Source organism: Streptomyces sp. CB02400 (genome assembly GCF_001905725.1).
Classification (GTDB): Bacteria; Actinomycetota; Actinomycetes; order Streptomycetales; family Streptomycetaceae; genus Streptomyces; species Streptomyces atrovirens.
Genome location: NZ_LIWB01000009.1, coordinates 289,366 through 304,579, shown reverse-complemented (window position 1 = coordinate 304,579; position 15,214 = coordinate 289,366). Strand labels below are relative to the sequence as shown.

The 15,214-nt window shown below is 73.0% G+C and carries 17 protein-coding genes; 9 read left to right on the top strand and 8 right to left on the bottom strand.

What is annotated here, in order from left to right:
- Window positions 1–164 precede the first annotated feature (164 nt).
- Together AMK33_RS23145 and AMK33_RS23140 are read left to right on the top strand one after the other, a co-directional pair.
- Window positions 165–1,004 carry a DeoR/GlpR family DNA-binding transcription regulator gene (locus tag AMK33_RS23145; RefSeq protein ID WP_073934826.1) on the top strand — a complete coding sequence of 280 codons (840 nt, stop codon included), beginning with the start codon at window positions 165–167 and terminating at the stop codon, window positions 1,002–1,004.
- A gap of 60 nt (window positions 1,005–1,064) precedes the next feature.
- Window positions 1,065–1,535 (top strand): SRPBCC family protein, encoded by a 471-nt coding sequence (locus AMK33_RS23140; protein ID WP_073934825.1) that lies wholly within the window; start codon window positions 1,065–1,067, stop codon window positions 1,533–1,535.
- Between the two features lie 3 nt (window positions 1,536–1,538).
- Here the strand turns inward: AMK33_RS23140 and AMK33_RS23135 are convergent, their stop codons facing one another.
- Window positions 1,539–2,663: a PLP-dependent cysteine synthase family protein gene (locus AMK33_RS23135; protein ID WP_073934824.1), complete on the bottom strand. Its 1,125-nt coding sequence runs from the start codon at window positions 2,661–2,663 to the stop codon at window positions 1,539–1,541.
- Between the two features lie 332 nt (window positions 2,664–2,995).
- Between AMK33_RS23135 and AMK33_RS23130 the strand changes: the two genes are divergently transcribed.
- Together AMK33_RS23130 and AMK33_RS23125 are read left to right on the top strand one after the other, a co-directional pair.
- Entirely contained in the window at window positions 2,996–3,319 is a 324-nt protein-coding gene (locus AMK33_RS23130) for a hypothetical protein (protein ID WP_030865918.1), read from the top strand.
- A 183-nt stretch (window positions 3,320–3,502) separates the two neighbouring features.
- A complete protein-coding gene (locus AMK33_RS23125) occupies window positions 3,503–4,048 on the top strand; it encodes an ATP-binding protein (protein WP_073934823.1) in 546 nt (181 codons plus the stop codon).
- Between the two features lie 115 nt (window positions 4,049–4,163).
- On the opposite strand, the gene AMK33_RS23120 is transcribed toward AMK33_RS23125, so the two are convergent.
- Window positions 4,164–4,451 (bottom strand): SHOCT domain-containing protein, encoded by a 288-nt coding sequence (locus tag AMK33_RS23120; protein ID WP_073934822.1) that lies wholly within the window; start codon window positions 4,449–4,451, stop codon window positions 4,164–4,166.
- Between the two features lie 175 nt (window positions 4,452–4,626).
- Between AMK33_RS23120 and AMK33_RS23115 the strand changes: the two genes are divergently transcribed.
- Window positions 4,627–5,205 (top strand): TetR/AcrR family transcriptional regulator, encoded by a 579-nt coding sequence (locus AMK33_RS23115; RefSeq protein WP_073934821.1) that lies wholly within the window; start codon window positions 4,627–4,629, stop codon window positions 5,203–5,205.
- A gap of 30 nt (window positions 5,206–5,235) precedes the next feature.
- The gene (locus AMK33_RS23110; protein ID WP_073934820.1) at window positions 5,236–5,820 is read left to right on the top strand and encodes a DUF4865 family protein; all 585 of its coding nucleotides are present in this window, start codon (window positions 5,236–5,238) and stop codon (window positions 5,818–5,820) included.
- Window positions 5,821–6,072: 252 nt separating this feature from the next.
- On the opposite strand, the gene AMK33_RS23105 is transcribed toward AMK33_RS23110, so the two are convergent.
- Genes AMK33_RS23105 through AMK33_RS23090 form a run of 4 tightly spaced genes read right to left on the bottom strand, consistent with a single transcriptional unit; the run spans window position 6,073 to window position 9,376 of the window.
- Window positions 6,073–6,495, bottom strand: coding sequence for a PPOX class F420-dependent oxidoreductase (locus AMK33_RS23105; protein WP_073934819.1), 423 nt, complete (start codon window positions 6,493–6,495; stop codon window positions 6,073–6,075).
- Between the two features lie 32 nt (window positions 6,496–6,527).
- Window positions 6,528–7,418 carry an NAD(P)-dependent oxidoreductase gene (locus tag AMK33_RS23100; RefSeq protein ID WP_073934818.1) on the bottom strand — a complete coding sequence of 297 codons (891 nt, stop codon included), beginning with the start codon at window positions 7,416–7,418 and terminating at the stop codon, window positions 6,528–6,530.
- Between the two features lie 31 nt (window positions 7,419–7,449).
- Window positions 7,450–8,688 carry an ROK family protein gene (locus AMK33_RS23095; protein WP_073934817.1) on the bottom strand — a complete coding sequence of 413 codons (1,239 nt, stop codon included), beginning with the start codon at window positions 8,686–8,688 and terminating at the stop codon, window positions 7,450–7,452.
- 37 nt (window positions 8,689–8,725) lie between these two features.
- Window positions 8,726–9,376 carry an alpha-ketoglutarate-dependent dioxygenase AlkB family protein gene (locus tag AMK33_RS23090; protein ID WP_073934816.1) on the bottom strand — a complete coding sequence of 217 codons (651 nt, stop codon included), beginning with the start codon at window positions 9,374–9,376 and terminating at the stop codon, window positions 8,726–8,728.
- Window positions 9,377–9,444: 68 nt separating this feature from the next.
- Between AMK33_RS23090 and AMK33_RS23085 the strand changes: the two genes are divergently transcribed.
- On the top strand, window positions 9,445–10,578 hold the full coding sequence (locus AMK33_RS23085; RefSeq protein ID WP_073934815.1) for a methyltransferase: 1,134 nt from the start codon (window positions 9,445–9,447) through the stop codon (window positions 10,576–10,578).
- 1 nt (window position 10,579) lies between these two features.
- On the opposite strand, the gene AMK33_RS23080 is transcribed toward AMK33_RS23085, so the two are convergent.
- Both AMK33_RS23080 and AMK33_RS23075 read right to left on the bottom strand, forming a co-directional pair.
- Entirely contained in the window at window positions 10,580–11,446 is an 867-nt protein-coding gene (locus AMK33_RS23080) for a class II fructose-bisphosphate aldolase (RefSeq protein ID WP_073934814.1), read from the bottom strand.
- Between the two features lie 41 nt (window positions 11,447–11,487).
- The gene (locus AMK33_RS23075; RefSeq protein ID WP_073934813.1) at window positions 11,488–12,369 is read right to left on the bottom strand and encodes an SIS domain-containing protein; all 882 of its coding nucleotides are present in this window, start codon (window positions 12,367–12,369) and stop codon (window positions 11,488–11,490) included.
- A 138-nt stretch (window positions 12,370–12,507) separates the two neighbouring features.
- Here AMK33_RS23075 and AMK33_RS23070 point away from each other — a divergent pair, with 138 nt between their 5' ends.
- Window positions 12,508–13,287, top strand: coding sequence for a DeoR/GlpR family DNA-binding transcription regulator (locus AMK33_RS23070; RefSeq protein WP_073934812.1), 780 nt, complete (start codon window positions 12,508–12,510; stop codon window positions 13,285–13,287).
- Between the two features lie 65 nt (window positions 13,288–13,352).
- Window positions 13,353–15,188 (top strand): glycoside hydrolase family 15 protein, encoded by a 1,836-nt coding sequence (locus tag AMK33_RS23065; RefSeq protein WP_073934811.1) that lies wholly within the window; start codon window positions 13,353–13,355, stop codon window positions 15,186–15,188.
- The last annotated feature ends 26 nt before the right edge of the window (window positions 15,189–15,214 follow it).

The following is a 15,214-nucleotide window of genomic DNA, read 5'->3' as shown; positions in this document are numbered from 1 at the left end:
ATGCGGAAAATCAGTGACATGTGCGCGACGAGCCACCGGTGGCGCCGCGCGGGGCGCGGCGTGCGAGGATGGGACGTCCGCGCACCGATGACGGTGGGAAACCCGCTCGTCGCAGAGGGTGCGGGGCGTGTCGGACGGTTTGCGGCGAAAGGACCGGAGCGTACGTGAGCGAGAATCAGAACCTGCTCGCGGAGCAGCGGCGCACCCTGATCCTCGACGAGGTCCGGCGCCGGGGCGGGGTCCGGGTCAACGAGCTGACCCGCAAGCTCGGCGTGTCGGACATGACGGTCCGCCGCGACCTCGACGCGCTGGCCCGGCAGGGCGTGCTGGAGAAGGTGCACGGCGGCGCGGTACCGGTGGTGGAGGCGAGCACGCACGAGCCCGGGTTCGAGGCCAAGTCGGGCCTGGAGCCGACCGCCAAGGAGGACATCGCGCGGGCGGCGGCCGAACTGGTCTCCCCCGGCGCGGCGATCGCGCTGTCGGGCGGTACGACGACCTTCGCGCTGGCGCACCAGCTGCTCGACGTTCCCGATCTCACGGTGGTCACCAACTCGGTGCGGGTGGCCGATGTGTTCCACGCGGCGCAGCGCACGTCGGGGACCCGGCAGGGCGCGGCCACGGTCGTCCTGACCGGCGGGGTGCGCACGCCGTCCGACTCGCTGGTGGGGCCGGTGGCCGACCAGGCGATCGCGACGCTCCACTTCGATCTGCTGTTCCTCGGGGTGCACGGCATATCGGTGGAGGCGGGGCTGTCGACGCCGAACCTCGCGGAGGCGGAGACCAACCGGCGTCTGGTGCAGTCGGCCCGGCGGGTGGTCGTGGTCGCCGACCACACCAAGTGGGGCACGGTGGGGCTGAGTTCGTTCGCGTCCCTGGAGCAGGTCGACACCCTGGTGACGGATTCCGGGCTGCCCGCGGGGGCACGCGCGGAGGTGTCCGAGCATCTGCGGCGGCTGGTGGTGGCGGGCGAGCCCGTGGAAGAGGCGGGGGCCGCGGACATCTGACGGCCCGGCAGCCGGCCGCCCGGTCACCGGGGCCGGGGAACTCGTCGAGGGGATACGCCCATGGTTCACCGTCTGCGCCCCGTGGGGCACGAGTTCGTCCGGGCGGCGCCCGTACGTCTGGTCTTCGGGCGGGAGATCGCCGCCGCGCCGGAGCGGGTGTACCGCGCGCTGGCCGAGGACGTGACCGGCTGGGCGGAGTGGTTCGGGGCGGTCACGCTGTCCCGCCCCCTCGACGGCGGCGCGGGGCGTGAGATCCGGCTCCGGGGCGGCACCCGGTTCCGCGAGACGGTCCTCGTGGCCGAGGAGCCCGAGGCGTACGCCTATCGCGTCGACGTGACGAACGCGCCGGGCGCCCGTGCCCTGGCCGAGGAGTGGCGGCTCACCCCGGCCGGCACGGGCACGCGGGTGCGGTGGACGTTCGCGGCCGACGGCACGGCACCCTTCCGGCTCGTGCTGAAAGCCGCCCGGCCGGGGCTGGGACGGGCGTTCCGCTCCGCGGTGACCTCGCTGGACCGCCGGCTGGCGGGGTAGCCCTCAGTCGGGCCAGACGCCGGTCCGCAGCAGGGACTCGATCGCCGCCGTGTACGGCGCGATGTCCAGGCCCTGTCCGTCCAGCCAGGCGTCCGAGTAGTACTTGTCCAGGTACCGGTCCCCCGGGTCGCACAGCAGCGTCACCACGCTCCCCCGCCGCCCGTCCGCCACCATCTCCGCGACGATCTTGAGCGCGCTCCACAGCCCGGTGCCGGTGGAGCCGCCCGCCTTGCGGCCGATGACCCGCTCCAGGGCCCGCACCGCGGCGACACTGGCCGCGTCGGGCACCTTCATCATCCGGTCGATCGCGCCGGGCACGAAGCTTGGCTCCATACGGGGCCGGCCGATGCCCTCGATGCGGGAGCCGCGGTCGCAGGCGACGTCCGGGGCGCCGGTGGTCCAGCCCTCGAAGAAACACGAGTTCTCCGGATCGGCGACACAGACGCGGGTGTCGTACTGCATGTAGTGGACGTAGCGCGCCAGGGTCGCGGAGGTGCCGCCGGTGCCGGCCGTGGCGACGATCCACGCGGGTTCCGGGAACCGCTCCGACTCCAGCTGGCGGAAGATCGATTCGGCGATGTTGTTGTTGCCGCGCCAGTCGGTGGCCCGCTCGGCGTAGGTGAACTGGTCCATGTAGTGGCCGCCGGTCTCCGCCGCGAGGGCGGCGGACGCCTCGTACATCGTGCGGGGGTCGTCCACGAAGTGGCACCGACCGCCGTGGAACTCGATCAGGCGGCACTTCTCGGCACTCGTCGTGCGCGGCATGACGGCGATGAAGGGCACGCCGATCAGCTTCGCGAAGTACGCCTCCGACACGGCCGTGGAACCGCTGGACGCCTCGATCACCGGGCGGCCCGGACGGATCCAGCCGTTGCAGAGCCCGTAGAGGAAGAGCGAACGGGCCAGCCGGTGCTTGAGGCTGCCGGTCGGGTGGGTCGACTCGTCCTTCAGGTAGAGGTCGATGCCCCACCGCTCGGGCAGCGGAAAGCGCAGCAGATGGGTGTCGGCCGAGCGGTTGGCGTCGGCCTGCACCCTGCGCACGGCCTCTTTCAGCCAGGCCCGGTAGGCGGCGTCGCTGTGGTCGACGTCGAGGGTGGCACCGGTCAGGGTCTGTTGGGGAGTGCTCACGGCAGGGCTCCTTACGCTGAGCGCCGACGGCGTCTCACGCGGCCGGTACCCCGATCATAAGCACCATCCGCACCGCCTCCCACCTGCATAAACACTCCTTTGAGCCACTCAAAGGCACCCTGGGGAGCGCAGCGTGGCGACAGGGGGGCGCATTGGCGCGAGTGCACCCCGAGCACCGGGGAACGGTGGCGCGCGCACTGGTGCTCGGCGGCGGGTGGGGGCAGACTGCACCGGCGTGAGCAGGGCCCCGTACGGGGGCACACTGGAGCTGGGCAGGAGCCGGCCCGTGGAGCACGGTCCGGCGCACCGACGCGCACAAGGGGGCGGGTGGCATGGCGGAGCCGGAGTTCACGGCCACGGGCGTGCGGATCGGCAAGCGGCTGCGTTCGCTCACCCGGGCCGGCCAGGTCCGGATCAGCGAGGGCCGGCTGGAGCTGCTCACCAGCTACGGCAGCGAGATCGACAGCGCGCCGGTGCAGGCGGTACGGGCGTCCAGGCCCTGGTTCGCGCCCGAGGACCGGGCGCTCGCGGACCTCAACGGCAACCGGTACTCGCTGACCCTGGGCGATCACGACCCCGCGCCGGGTGAACCCGGTCCGCCCGCCGCCAGCCGTTTCATCGAGGCCGTGCGCCGGGCGTCGGGGCGCGGCGCCTGAGATGTCCGTGACTTGCGTCACTTCACCTCTTACGTCACGCTGGTCTCACGTCACTCTGGGTTTACCGGCGATAACGCTGCGAACCAGCCCGCCGGCCACGACAGCAGGCGGCAGCGTCACGCAGGCGCCCTGCTGGATCCGTCTTCCGTGTTCTTCCGGACCTCACGTCGGGGAGTCGCAGCCGTGATCACTCACCCAAGCAGGCACTGCGCGGTGGAGCTCCAAGCCCTGCCGTCGCGGATCGGCCAAGTCCGCAGAATCGTATCTGCGCAGTTGCGCTACTGGCATATGGACTCGTTGATAGACCGGGCATCGCTCGGTGTGACGGAGTTGTTGTCCAACGTCCACCGGCACGCCCAGCCCGACAAGACGTGCACCGTCGAGATCGAGCTGCTGCTCGACCGGCTCAAGGTGTCGGTGCACGACCACGACCCGCGCCTGCCGGTCATGGCGGACGCGAGCCCGCTCGCCACGTGCGGGCGCGGGCTGGCGATGGTCGCCGCGATGAGCGAGAGCTGGGGCGCGGTGCCGGACGGCGAGTCCGGCAAGATCGTGTGGTTCACCCTGCCGACACCGTCCGCGACCGCCGCGCCGGCCTGGGACCGGCAACCGAGGCTCACGGCCGGCGAGCCCGCCGACCACCGCTTCGCGGAGGTCGCCCTCGTGGAACACACCACCGGGGACCACCACACCGAACGAGCCCCCGCCCGCTCCACCGTCCCCGGCTGACCGCCGCCGCACCCGCGGGCGATCGTGCCTCCCCCAGCGCCTCAAAGGCCTGGGAGGCACCCCGCAGGCGCCGGGCCGCGCAACCCGTCCCGCCCCACACCGGGGGTCATGCCGGTCATCGCGCGCCGCCCTTGCCGTGCCGGCCGAACTGCTCGTCCAGGACGGACAGTCGCCGCCAGTACTCGTCCTCGTCGATCTCGCCGGAGGCGAAGCGGTGACCGAGCACCGCGATGGGCGAGGTGTCCTCCACCGTGGGCCGTCCGGGGCCGGGCCCACGGCGTCCGCGCCACACCGTGCGGCGCAGCAGGGCGATGCCGCCGCCGATGACCAGGGCCCAGATCACGGGGAAGAACAGGATCCACGGGCCGGGCCCGCCGTCGCCGAAGTGCGCCAGGGTCTGCATGATCGTCCATCTCCTCGGATGCGCTGTCTCGTCGCTCCTTTGTGCGACATCTCCGAGCGTCGTCCCGCGAGGGGGGCCGGGGCGTCGTACGGCCGGCGGCACCGTGTGTACCTCGCGGGGAGTACGCGGACGGCCGCGTCCTGCCGAGGAGTGCTCGACTTCTGTAACTACTGGTATGTACAGTGCGGGTGTGAGCACCTCGGAGCGGCTGATCGAGTCCACCCGCGAGCTGTTGTGGGAGCGCGGCTATGTGGGCACGAGCCCGAAGGCGATCCTGGAGCGGTCGGGCGCGGGCCAGGGCAGCATGTACCACCACTTCAAGGGCAAGCCCGACCTCGCGCTGGCCGCGATCCGGCGGACCGCCGAGGAGATGCGGGCCACCGCCGAAGCGGTCCTCGCCGGGCCGGGCACGCCGTACGAGCGGATCGAGGCGTATCTGCTGCGCGAGCGCGATGTCCTGCGCGGCTGTCCGGTCGGGCGGCTCACCATGGACCCGGACGTCATCGCCGACGACGCGCTGCGCGCCCCGGTCGACGAGACCCTGGACTGGCTGCGCACACGGCTCACCGGGATCGTCGAAGAGGGCAGGGAGCGGGGCGAGTTCGCGCCCGTGCTCGACAGCGCGGAGATCGCCGCGGCCGTCGTCGCGACCGTCCAGGGCGGCTATGTGCTGGCCCGCGCCTCCGGCTCCCCCGCCGCCTTCGACGCGGGGGTGCGCGGTCTGCTCGCACTGCTCGCGCCGCGAGAGCGGTGACCCCGCCGGCTTCCGTCGAGGAGACCCCCGTTGCATGCCCTGCAGTACGAACTCACCCTGCCCGCCGACTACGACATGGGGATCGTCCGGGACCGGGTGGCCCGGCGCGGACACCTGCTCGACGCGTGGCCGGGCCTCGGCGTCAAGGCGTACCTGGTGCGCGAGCGCGGGGTGCACGGCTCGCCGGTCAACCAGTACGCGCCGTTCTACCTGTGGAACACCGTGGAGGGCATGAACGCCTTCCTCTGGGGCGGCGGCTTCCAGGGCATCGCCGACGACTTCGGGCGTCCCCCGGTACGGCAGTGGACCGGCCTGGCGTACGGGGAGGGGCCGGCCGCGGATGCTCCTGCCGCCGTCGCCGTACGGCACCGGCGTCCCGTGCCGGACGGGGTGCGGGTGGGTGAGGCGGCCGAGGAGGCGGTGGAGGAGTGCGGGCGGCTGGCCGGCCGGGACGGCGCGGTGCTCACGGCGGTCGCCGTGGACACCGCCCGCTGGGAACTGGTGCACTTCTCACTCTGGGCGCGGGACGCGCCCGGGGCGGACGGCGAGGTCTTCCAGGTGCTGCACCTGTCGACGCCGGAGCGGGACGCGCTGCCCCGGGGACGCCGGTGGTGAGCTCGGTCCGCACCGCCCTCGGCGACGTCCCGCCCAGCTGTTCCCCGGCGGCCCCCGGCTCCTCGGTGAGGAGTCGCGCAGCCGGCCGTGTTCCGTGAACGGGGCGGCCCGGCGGGGACGTCGCGACCGTCGCCGCCCGTTCGGTGAACGGCGGTCCCGGAATGCCGTATCCGCCGGCCCGGCTCGCGCACGCCCTGGGTGAGGAGGCGGTGGAGCGCGTCCTCAACGGGAATTCCGGCCGGGCGTCGGTGGTCAGCCGCCCGCCTGGTCGCTGTCCTTCATCGCGCCCCAGCCGTGCCAGCGCTCGACCTCGAGCCAGCCGCTGACCCTCGTCCGCTCCCGGTCCGGGTACGGGTTGCCGGTGTAGTGGCGGGAGAGGCGGTCGATGTCGGCCAGGTCCTCGTCGTCGTAGATCTCGGTCACCCGGCCGATCAGGGTGACGTGGGTGTACCAGCCGTCGCCGTCCAGGACCGTGAGGGTGACGCGGGGGTCGCGGCGGACGTGCTTCAGGCGTACCCGGCCCTCGTCGAAGTTGATCAGCGCGCGGCCGTCCTCCCACAGGTACCAGGTGGGGGTGGACACGGGTGCGCCGTCGGAGCGCAGCGTGGCCATGACGCAGGGGTTGGCCTTGCGCAGCAGGTCTTGTGCCTCGGGGGGAAGCGGGGGCTTGGACACTACGGACTCCTTCGTGCTCGCTGCTCGGCCGATCAGGTGGTGGGGTCGTCGTCGAAGCTGGCGTAGTAGGCGGCGGCCATGTCCTCGTCGCCGTGGCCTTGGGCGTCGGCCCGCTCGAACCGTCCGGCGCTCGCGGCGGCCACGTCCAGGCGGACGCCGTGCTGCTCACCGGCCCGCACGATCAGTCTGGCGTCCTTCGCCGCGGTCGTCACGGCGAACTGGGCCGGGGTCAGCCGCCCGTCGAGGATCATCCCGGCCTTGGCGCGCAGATAGCCCATGTCGAGCGGGCCGCCGGCGATGAGGTCGAAGAAGCCGTCCGGTGCGACGTCGAGGGCCTTGGCCAGGGCGAGGGCCTCACCGGCGGCGGTGGTCGCGGCGAGCACCCAGCTGTTGGCGACCAGCTTCAGACGGGTCGCGCCGGCCGCCGCGCCGTCCTCCCCGGCCCATACGGTGCGGGCGCCCACCGCGTCGAACACCGGTGCCACCCTGTCCCGGCCCTCGACCGGTCCTGCGGCGAGCACGGTCAGCTGTCCGGCCTCGGCGGGCTGCCGGGTGCCGAGGACCGGGGCGTCGTAGAAGAGCAGACCGTGCTCGCGGGCGAAGCCGGCCAGCTCGGCGACGCCCTCGATGCCCGCGGTGGTGGACTGCGCCCAGACGGTCCCGCGGCGCAGGGCGGGGGCGGCCTGACGCATCGTCTCCAGGGTGGCCGGGCCGTCGTACAGCATGGTCAGCACGGCGTCGGCGGACTCGACCGCCTCGGCGGGGGTGCCGGCGATGTGCGCGCCGTCGGCGGCGAGCGGTTCGGCCTTCGCGCGGGTGCGGTTCCAGGCCCGTACGGTGTGCCCCGCGCGGAGGAGGTTGCGGGCCATCGCCGCGCCCATGATGCCGGTACCCAGGACGCTGACGGTGAGCTTGTCGGTCATGACTCCGCTTTCTGTCTGTCGGGCTGCCTTCTCACACCAGTGCCCCAAGAGGATCGTCCAGCACCGGCTGCCAGGCCAGTTCCGCCGCGCCGACCAGGCTGTTGTGGTCCAGGGTGCAGGGGAGGATGGGGACGCCGCCGCTGCGGCCCCACAGGCTGCGGTCGGCGACGACGGCGCGGAGCCGGTCCGGGTCGGCCTCCAGCAGGGTGCGGTGCAGTCCGCCGAGGATGATCCGGTCCGGGTTGAGGATGTTCACCAGTCCGGCCAGGCCAAGGCCGAGGCGGTCGATGAGGGACTCGGTGGCGGTGCGCACCTCCGGATCGTCGTACTGTCCGCGGATCAGGTCGTCGGCCTGCTTCAGCAGGGACATCTCGGGGCCCGGCGCGCGGCCCGCCGCGGTGAGCAGGGCCAGCGGGTCCGCCTCGACGTCGAGGCAGCCGCGGCTGCCGCAGTGGCAGGGGCGGCCCTCGGGGTTGACGGCGAGGTGTCCGACCTCCAGGGCGAGACCCGAACTGCCCGAGTGCAGACGGCCGTCGAGCACCAGCGCGCCGCCCACCCCGCGGTGGCCGGTGGCCACGCACAGCAGGTCGCGGGAGCCGCGCCCGGCGCCGTGCCGGTGTTCGGCGAGGGCGGCGAGGTTGACGTCGTTGGCCGCGAAGGCGGGCCCGTCCAGGCCGGCCGCGCGCACCTGCTCGGCGAAGATCTCCCGCACCGGGGCGCCCGCCGGCCAGGCCAGGTGCAGGGGGTTGAGGGCCAGACCCTCCGGTTCGGCCACCGCCGACGGCACGGCGAGCCCGGCGCCCACGCACCGCCGTCCGGTCTCCTCCAGCAGTTCGGCGCCGGCCGCGACGACGGAGCCGAGCACCTTCGCCGGGTCGGCGTCGACGACCTCGCAGCCGGGCGCCGTGGCGACGATACGGCCGCCGAGCCCGACCAGCGCCGCCCGGAAACCGTCGGAGTGCACCTGCGCGGCGAGCGCCACGGGTCCGTCCTCGGCGACCGAGAGCCGGTGCGAGGGTCGCCCCTGCGAACCGGCCGCCGCGCCGGGCCGGGCGTCCACCCGGATCAGTCCGAGCGCCTCCAGTTCGGCGGCGACCGCGCCGGCCGTCGCGCGGGTCACGCCGAGTTCGGCGGTGAGCACCGCGCGGGTCGGCGCGCGTCCGGTGTGCACGAGCTCCAGCGCGGGTCCGAGCGCGCCGCGCCCCCGGTCCAGCCGCGTCCTCGAGGTGGTCCCTTCCCCCGCCGGCCGGGGGTCCGCCTTCCCGCTCATGAAGGCGAGTCTCCCATGATCCGCAACCCGGGGCGGACTACAGACCACTGACCCGCAGCGTGATGTTCAGTCTTCCGGCCAGTCCCAACTCGGGCGGTGCCGTGCCCGCGTGCACCCGGGGGACGCCGTGGTACGCGAGCCGGGAGGGCCCGCCGAAGACGAACAGGTCTCCGCTGCGCAGCTCCACGTCCGTCCAGGGACGGTTCCGCGTCCCCGTGTTGCCGAAGCGGAAGACGCAGCTGTCGCCGAGGCTCAGCGACACCACGGGCGCGTCCGCCTCCTCGTCGCTGTCACGGTGCATGCCCATACGGGCGTCGCCGTCGTAGAAGTTGACGAGCGCGATGTCGTACGCGGCATCACGCGCGGCGTCCGCACCCAGCGCGTCGGTCACCGCGCGGCGGCCCAGCTCGCCGAGCCGGCCGGGGAAGGGTTTCACCGGGGCGCCGTCACCGTCGACTACGGTGCGGGCGTAACCGTACGGATACCAGTGCCACCCGAGGCACACCTGCCGGGCGGTCATGGTGCCGCCGCCGGGCGTGCGGACCGTGCGCAGTCCGGCGGGCGGCCTCGCCCAGTCCCGGCAGGCGTCCAGCAGCTCGCGCTGCGCCCGCGCGTCCAGCCAGTCCGGCACGTGCACCGCGCCGGACGCGACCTCGCTCCGTGCCCGGGGGAACAGCTCGGCGTCCATGCCTCCCATCCTGCCGGACGCACCCTGAGCTGCGGCTGGGCTAGCCTGGTCGGACGATGAACGACCGTATGACGACTGCGTGGGGCGAGCCTGTGCTGGCCAGGTTCCCCGAGGATCCGCGGGACAGGCTGCGGGCCTGGGACGCGTCCGACGAATATCTCCTCAGACATCTCGCCGACCGGCAGGTCCCGCTGTCCGGCGCGGTCGTGGTCGTCGGCGACCGCTGGGGCGCGCTGGTGACGGCCCTCGCCGCGCACCGGCCGACGCAGATCACCGACTCCTGGCTCGGGCAGGAGGCGACCCGCGCGAACCTGTCCCGCAACGGCGTCGAGCCGGGCGCGGTCCGCCTGCTCACCACGCAGGATCCCCCGCCGGCCCGGATCGACGTCCTGCTCGTCCGCGTGCCGAAGAGCCTGGCACTGCTGGAGGACCAGCTGCTGCGGCTGGCGCCGGCGGTGCACGAGGACACGGTCGTCGTCGGCACCGGCATGGTGAAGGAGATCCACACCTCGACGCTGGACCTCTTCGAGCGGATCCTCGGCCCGACCAGGACCTCGCTCGCCGAGAAGAAGGCCCGGCTGATCCTCTGCACGCCCGACCCCGCGCTGGCCCGCCCCGCGAACCCCTGGCCGTACCGCTACACGCTGCCCGACGGCATCGGCCCGGTGTCGGGCGCGACGGTCGTCAACCACGCCGGCGTCTTCTGCGCCGACCGCCTCGACATCGGCACCCGTTTCTTCCTGAAGCACCTGCCCGCCGGCGAGGACGGCGGACGGGTGGTGGACCTGGGCTGCGGCAACGGCGTCGTCGGTACGGCGATGGCGCTGGCGGATCCGCGCGCCGAGGTGCTGTTCGTGGACGAGTCGTTCCAGGCGGTGGCGTCCGCACAGGCCACGTACCGGGAGAACGACGTGCCCGGACACGCCGAGTTCCGGGTCGGCGACGGCCTGTCGGGCGTACCGGCCGGCAGTGTCGACCTGGTCCTGAACAACCCGCCCTTCCACTCCCACCAGGCGACCACCGACGCCACGGCCTGGCGCATGTTCACCGGCGCCCGGCGCACCCTGCGCCGGGGCGGCGAACTGTGGGTGATCGGCAACCGCCACCTGGGCTACCACGTGAAGCTGCGACGGCTGTTCGGCAACAGTGAAGTGGTCGCGTCGGACCCGAAGTTCGTGGTCCTGAAGGCCGTGAAGCGGTAGCTCAGGACCCCGCGGGAGCCGGACCCAGCGCCTCGATGATCCCTACCACCGCACGTGTCATCGCCTCCCGGCCCACCGTGAGGTAGCCGCGGGAGTCGACCGCCTCGGGGCGGGCGGTGAGGAATTCCCTGATCGCGCCGGTCATGGCGATGTTCAGGGCCGTTCCCACGTTGACCTTGGCGATGCCGCCCGTGACCGCCGCCGCGAGTTCGTGGTCGGGGAGGCCGGAGGAGCCGTGCAGGACGAGGGGGACGTCCAGGGTGGTGGCCAGCCGTTCGAGGAGGGCGTGGTCGAGGGTGGCGGTGCGGGTGGTCATGGCGTGGGTGGTGCCGATGGCGACGGCCAGCGCGTCCACGCCGGAGTCGGTGACGAAGGCGCGGGCCCGGTCGGGGTCGGTACGGGCGCCCGGGGCGTGGGCATCCGGCGCGGCCTGCCCGTCCTTGCCGCCGATCTCGCCCAACTCGGCCTCGATCCAGAGCCCTTGGGCGTGGGCCCAGTCGACGGCGGCCCTGGTCGCGGCGAGGTTGTCGGCGTAGGGCAGCCGGGCCGCGTCGTACATCACGGAACCGAATCCGGCGTCCGGGGCCTGGCGCAGCAGGGTGTCGCTCCGCACGTGGTCGAGGTGCAGGGCGACGGGGACGGTGGCGCGTTCGGCGGCGGCGACGGCGGCGCGGGCGAGCGGGAGCAGCCGGCCGTGGCGGAACTTCACGGCGTTCTCGCTGACCTGGAGGACGACGGGGGCGTTCGCCGACTCGGCGCCGGCGATGACGGCCTCGACGTGTTCGAGGGTGATGATGTTGAACGAGGCGATCGCCGAGCGGTGGGCGGCGGCGCGGGTGACGAGCTCGCCGGTGGTGGTGAGGGGCACGGTCCGTCCTTTCCTACGGAGTTCCGTCCTTTCCCATGGGGTCAGGGCGCGAGGACGACCGAGCGGGTGAGGTGGCGGGGCCGGTCGGGGTCCAGGCCGCGGGCCGCGGCGACGGCGACCGCGAGCCGCTGGACGCGGACGAGTTCGGCGAGCGGGTCGAGGGTGCCCTCGATCCACAGTCCGCCGGTGTCCCGCACCTGCCGGGCCAGCCCCTCCGGCGCGTCGCCGAGCATCCAGGTCGCGGTGCCGGACGTGGTGATGCTGATGGGTCCGTGCCGGTACTCCATCGCCGGGTAGGCCTCCGTCCAGGCGAGGGCCGCCTCACGCATCTTCAGCGCGGCCTCGTTGGCCAGGCCGACGCTCCAGCCGCGGCCGAGGAAGGTGAACTGGGCGCGGGCCACGAGCCCTTCGGGCAGCGGGTCGGCCAGCGCCGTACGCCCGTCCTCGACGACCGCGTCGGTGTGCAGGCCCAGATGGGCGCGGAGCAGGGTGAGGGCCGTGGTGGCGAACCGGGTCTGGACGACGGAGCGTTCGTCCGCGTGGTCGAGGACGACCGTCTCGTCGGCGAGTGACATCACGGGGGTGGCCGGATCGGCGGTGACCGCGGTGGTACGGGTGCCGCCCTTCAACCGGCCCAGCAGGTCGAGGACTTCGGTGGTGGTCCCGGAGCGGGTGAGGGCGACGACACGGTCGTAGGCCCGATGGCGCGGGAACTCCGAGGCGGCGAAGGCGTCGGTCTCGCCCTGACCCGCGTCCTCGCGCAGGGACGCGACCGCCTGCGCCATGAAGTACGACGTCCCGCAGCCGACCACCGCGACCCGCTCCCCCGCCGCCGGCAGGACCGGGGCGTGGGACGGGGCCTGCGCGGCGGCGCGGCTCCAGCACTCGGGCTGACTGCTCAGTTCGTCCTCGACATGGGTCATGCCGCGCCCCCGAAGGCTCGGTGATTGTTATTGCAAGATTGAGCGAGGTTTCAAGCAAAATCAAGCATCCTGCCGAAGGTCGGGTGCGCTAGGGTCGCCGAAGACCGAAGGAGACCGAGGGGGACGACGGGAGGGCGGATGTCGCGGGACACCCGCTGGAAGACGCTGCTGGAGCTGCTCGTCGAGCGCGGCCGGCTGGACGTCGAGGAGGCGGCCGGCGAGCTGGAGGTGTCGGCCGCGACGATCCGGCGCGACTTCGACCAGCTCGCCGAACAGCAGATGCTGGTGCGCACCCGTGGCGGCGCGGTGGTGCACGGGGTGTCGTACGAGCTGCCGCTGCGCTACAAGACCGCGCGGCACGCCTCCGAGAAGCAGCGCGTCGCGAAGGCGGTGGCGGATCTCGTCGCGCCGGGCGAGGCGGTCGGGCTGACCGGCGGTACGACCACCACGGAGGTGGCGCGGGCACTGGCCGTACGCGGAGACCTCGCCTCGGGCTCGCCCGCGCTGACCGTGGTGACGAACGCGCTCAACATCGCCAACGAGCTGGCCGTGCGCCCCCAGTTCAAGATCGTATCGACCGGCGGGGTGGCGCGTGCCCAGTCGTACGAGCTGGTCGGGCCGCTCGCGGACGGGGTGCTGGGGCAGATCACCCTCGATGTGGCGGTGCTCGGTGTCGTCGCCTTCGACGCCGTGCACGGGGCGGCGGCCCACGACGAGGCGGAGGCGGCGATCAACCGGCTGCTGTGCGAGCGGGCCGAGCGGGTGATCGTGGCCGCCGACTCCAGCAAACTGGGCCGGCGGGCGTTCGCCCGGATCTGCGCCACCGAGCAGGTGGACACCCTGGTCACGGACACGGGCGCGGACCCGGGGACGGTACGCCGCTTCGAGGAGGCGGGACTGCGGGTCGTGGTGACCTGAGCCGGTCCGGCCGAAGCTGCCTAAGCTGGCACATGAGCACGGCGTGCCGGCCCAGGGAGGCTGCTATGGACGCGACGGCCAGGGGACAGGACGGGGCCGGGACGCGCCGGTACGTACCGATCGCCGACCACGGGCTGATCGGCGACCTGCGCAGTGTGGCGCTGGTGGGCACCGACGGCACCATCGACTGGTACTGCTGCCCGTCCTTCGACGCGCCGAGCGTGTTCGGCGCGATCCTGGACACCGGGCGGGGCGGCTGCTTCGAGCTGGCGGCGGCCGTGCCGGCCCGCACCAAGCAGTTCTACTTCCCCGACACCAATGTGCTGATCACCCGGTTCTTCACCGAGGACGGCGTCGGTGAGGTGCAGGACTTCATGCCGGTCGGCGGCACGCCGGTCGACGAGGCCCGGCACCGGCTGATCCGGCGGGTGCTGTGCGTACGCGGCGCCGTGCCGTTCCGGACGCTGGTGGCGCCGCGGTTCGATTACGGCTCCCGCCCGCACACCGTGCGGTTGACCGGCGGCATCGCGATCTTCGACTCCGAGGAGCTGTCCCTGGCGCTCACCGCGACCGTCCCCATGGAGACCGACGGGCCGGACGTACGGGCCGAGTTCAAGCTGGCCGAGGGGGAGACGGCGGTGTTCGCCCTGGACCAGGTCGGCCCGGAGGTGACGCCGAGCCGCTGCGAGTGCGGGGAGGCGGAGCGGCAGTTCGCCGCGACGGTGGCGTACTGGAGGCGGTGGCTGTCCTCCTCGCGGTACCGGGGCCGCTGGCGGGAGATGGTGCACCGCTCCGCCCTCACCCTGAAGCTGCTCACCTACGCGCCGACCGGGGCGATCGTGGCGGCGCCGACGACCAGCCTGCCCGAGGAGCTCGGCGGGGAACGCAACTGGGACTACCGGTACGTGTGGGTGCGCGACGCGGCGTTCTGCGTGTACGCGCTGCTGCGGCTGGGCTTCACCGAGGAGGCCGAGGCGTTCATGGGGTTCGTCTCCCGGCACATCAGTCCGGGCGACCGCAAGGCCTCCGGCCCACTGCAGATCATGTACGGCATCGACGGCCGCACCGAACTCCCCGAGCGCGAACTCGGCCACCTGGAGGGCCACCACGGCTCGGCACCGGTCCGCGTCGGCAACGCGGCGGCCGACCAGCTCCAACTGGACGTCTACGGGGCGCTGATCGACTCCATCTACCTCTACGACAAGTGGGCCGAGCCCGTCTCCAGCGAGCAGTGGGACCATGTGACGGCGCTGGTGGACTGGGTGTGCGCGCACTGGGACCAGCCCGACGAGGGCATCTGGGAGACGCGCGGCGGACGGAAGAACTTCCTGTACTCGCGCCTGATGTGCTGGGTGGCGATCGAGCGCGCCATCCGCATGGCCAACCGGCGGGGCCTGCCCGCCGATCTCCCCCGCTGGCAGTCGAGCCGCGACACCATCTACCGGCGGATCATGAGCCGCGGCTGGTCGGCGTCGCGCCGGGCCTTCGTCCAGCACGAGGACGGGGAGGTGCTGGACGCGGCGGTCCTGATGATGCCGCTGTCGAAGTTCATCGCGCCGACCGACCCGAAGTGGCTGTCGACGCTCGACTCCCTCACCGAGGACCTGGTGTCCGACTCGCTGGTCTACCGCTACGACCCGCTGGTGAGCCCCGACGGACTGCACGGCGACGAGGGCACGTTCTCCATCTGCTCGTTCTGGTACGTCGAGGCGCTGACCCGCGCCGGGCGCCTCGACGAGGCGTCCCTCGCCTTCGAGAAGATGCTGACCTACGGCAACCATCTCGGTCTGTACGCCGAGGAGATCGGCCACACCGGGGAGCAACAGGGCAATTTCCCGCAGGCGTTCACCCACCTCGCCCTGATCAGCGCCGCGTTCAATCTGGACCGGGCCCTGGGCTGAGGATCGGTGGCCGTGCGGGAGACTGC

Excerpts from the sequence above, each read along its gene's own strand:
- AMK33_RS23140 (WP_073934825.1), top strand. The coding sequence starts at position 1,065 with ATGGTTCACCGTCTGCGCCCCGTGGGGCACGAGTTCGTCCGGGCGGCG.
- AMK33_RS23115 (WP_073934821.1), top strand. The coding sequence starts at position 4,627 with ATGTACAGTGCGGGTGTGAGCACCTCGGAGCGGCTGATCGAGTCCACC.
- AMK33_RS23100 (WP_073934818.1), bottom strand. The coding sequence starts at position 7,418 with ATGACCGACAAGCTCACCGTCAGCGTCCTGGGTACCGGCATCATGGGC.
- AMK33_RS23130 (WP_030865918.1), top strand. The coding sequence starts at position 2,996 with ATGGCGGAGCCGGAGTTCACGGCCACGGGCGTGCGGATCGGCAAGCGG.
- AMK33_RS23090 (WP_073934816.1), bottom strand. The coding sequence starts at position 9,376 with ATGGACGCCGAGCTGTTCCCCCGGGCACGGAGCGAGGTCGCGTCCGGC.
- AMK33_RS23070 (WP_073934812.1), top strand. The coding sequence starts at position 12,508 with ATGTCGCGGGACACCCGCTGGAAGACGCTGCTGGAGCTGCTCGTCGAG.
- AMK33_RS23075 (WP_073934813.1), bottom strand. The coding sequence starts at position 12,369 with ATGACCCATGTCGAGGACGAACTGAGCAGTCAGCCCGAGTGCTGGAGC.
- AMK33_RS23085 (WP_073934815.1), top strand. The coding sequence starts at position 9,445 with ATGACGACTGCGTGGGGCGAGCCTGTGCTGGCCAGGTTCCCCGAGGAT.
- AMK33_RS23095 (WP_073934817.1), bottom strand. The coding sequence starts at position 8,688 with ATGAGCGGGAAGGCGGACCCCCGGCCGGCGGGGGAAGGGACCACCTCG.
- AMK33_RS23065 (WP_073934811.1), top strand. The coding sequence starts at position 13,353 with ATGGACGCGACGGCCAGGGGACAGGACGGGGCCGGGACGCGCCGGTAC.
- AMK33_RS23120 (WP_073934822.1), bottom strand. The coding sequence starts at position 4,451 with ATGCAGACCCTGGCGCACTTCGGCGACGGCGGGCCCGGCCCGTGGATC.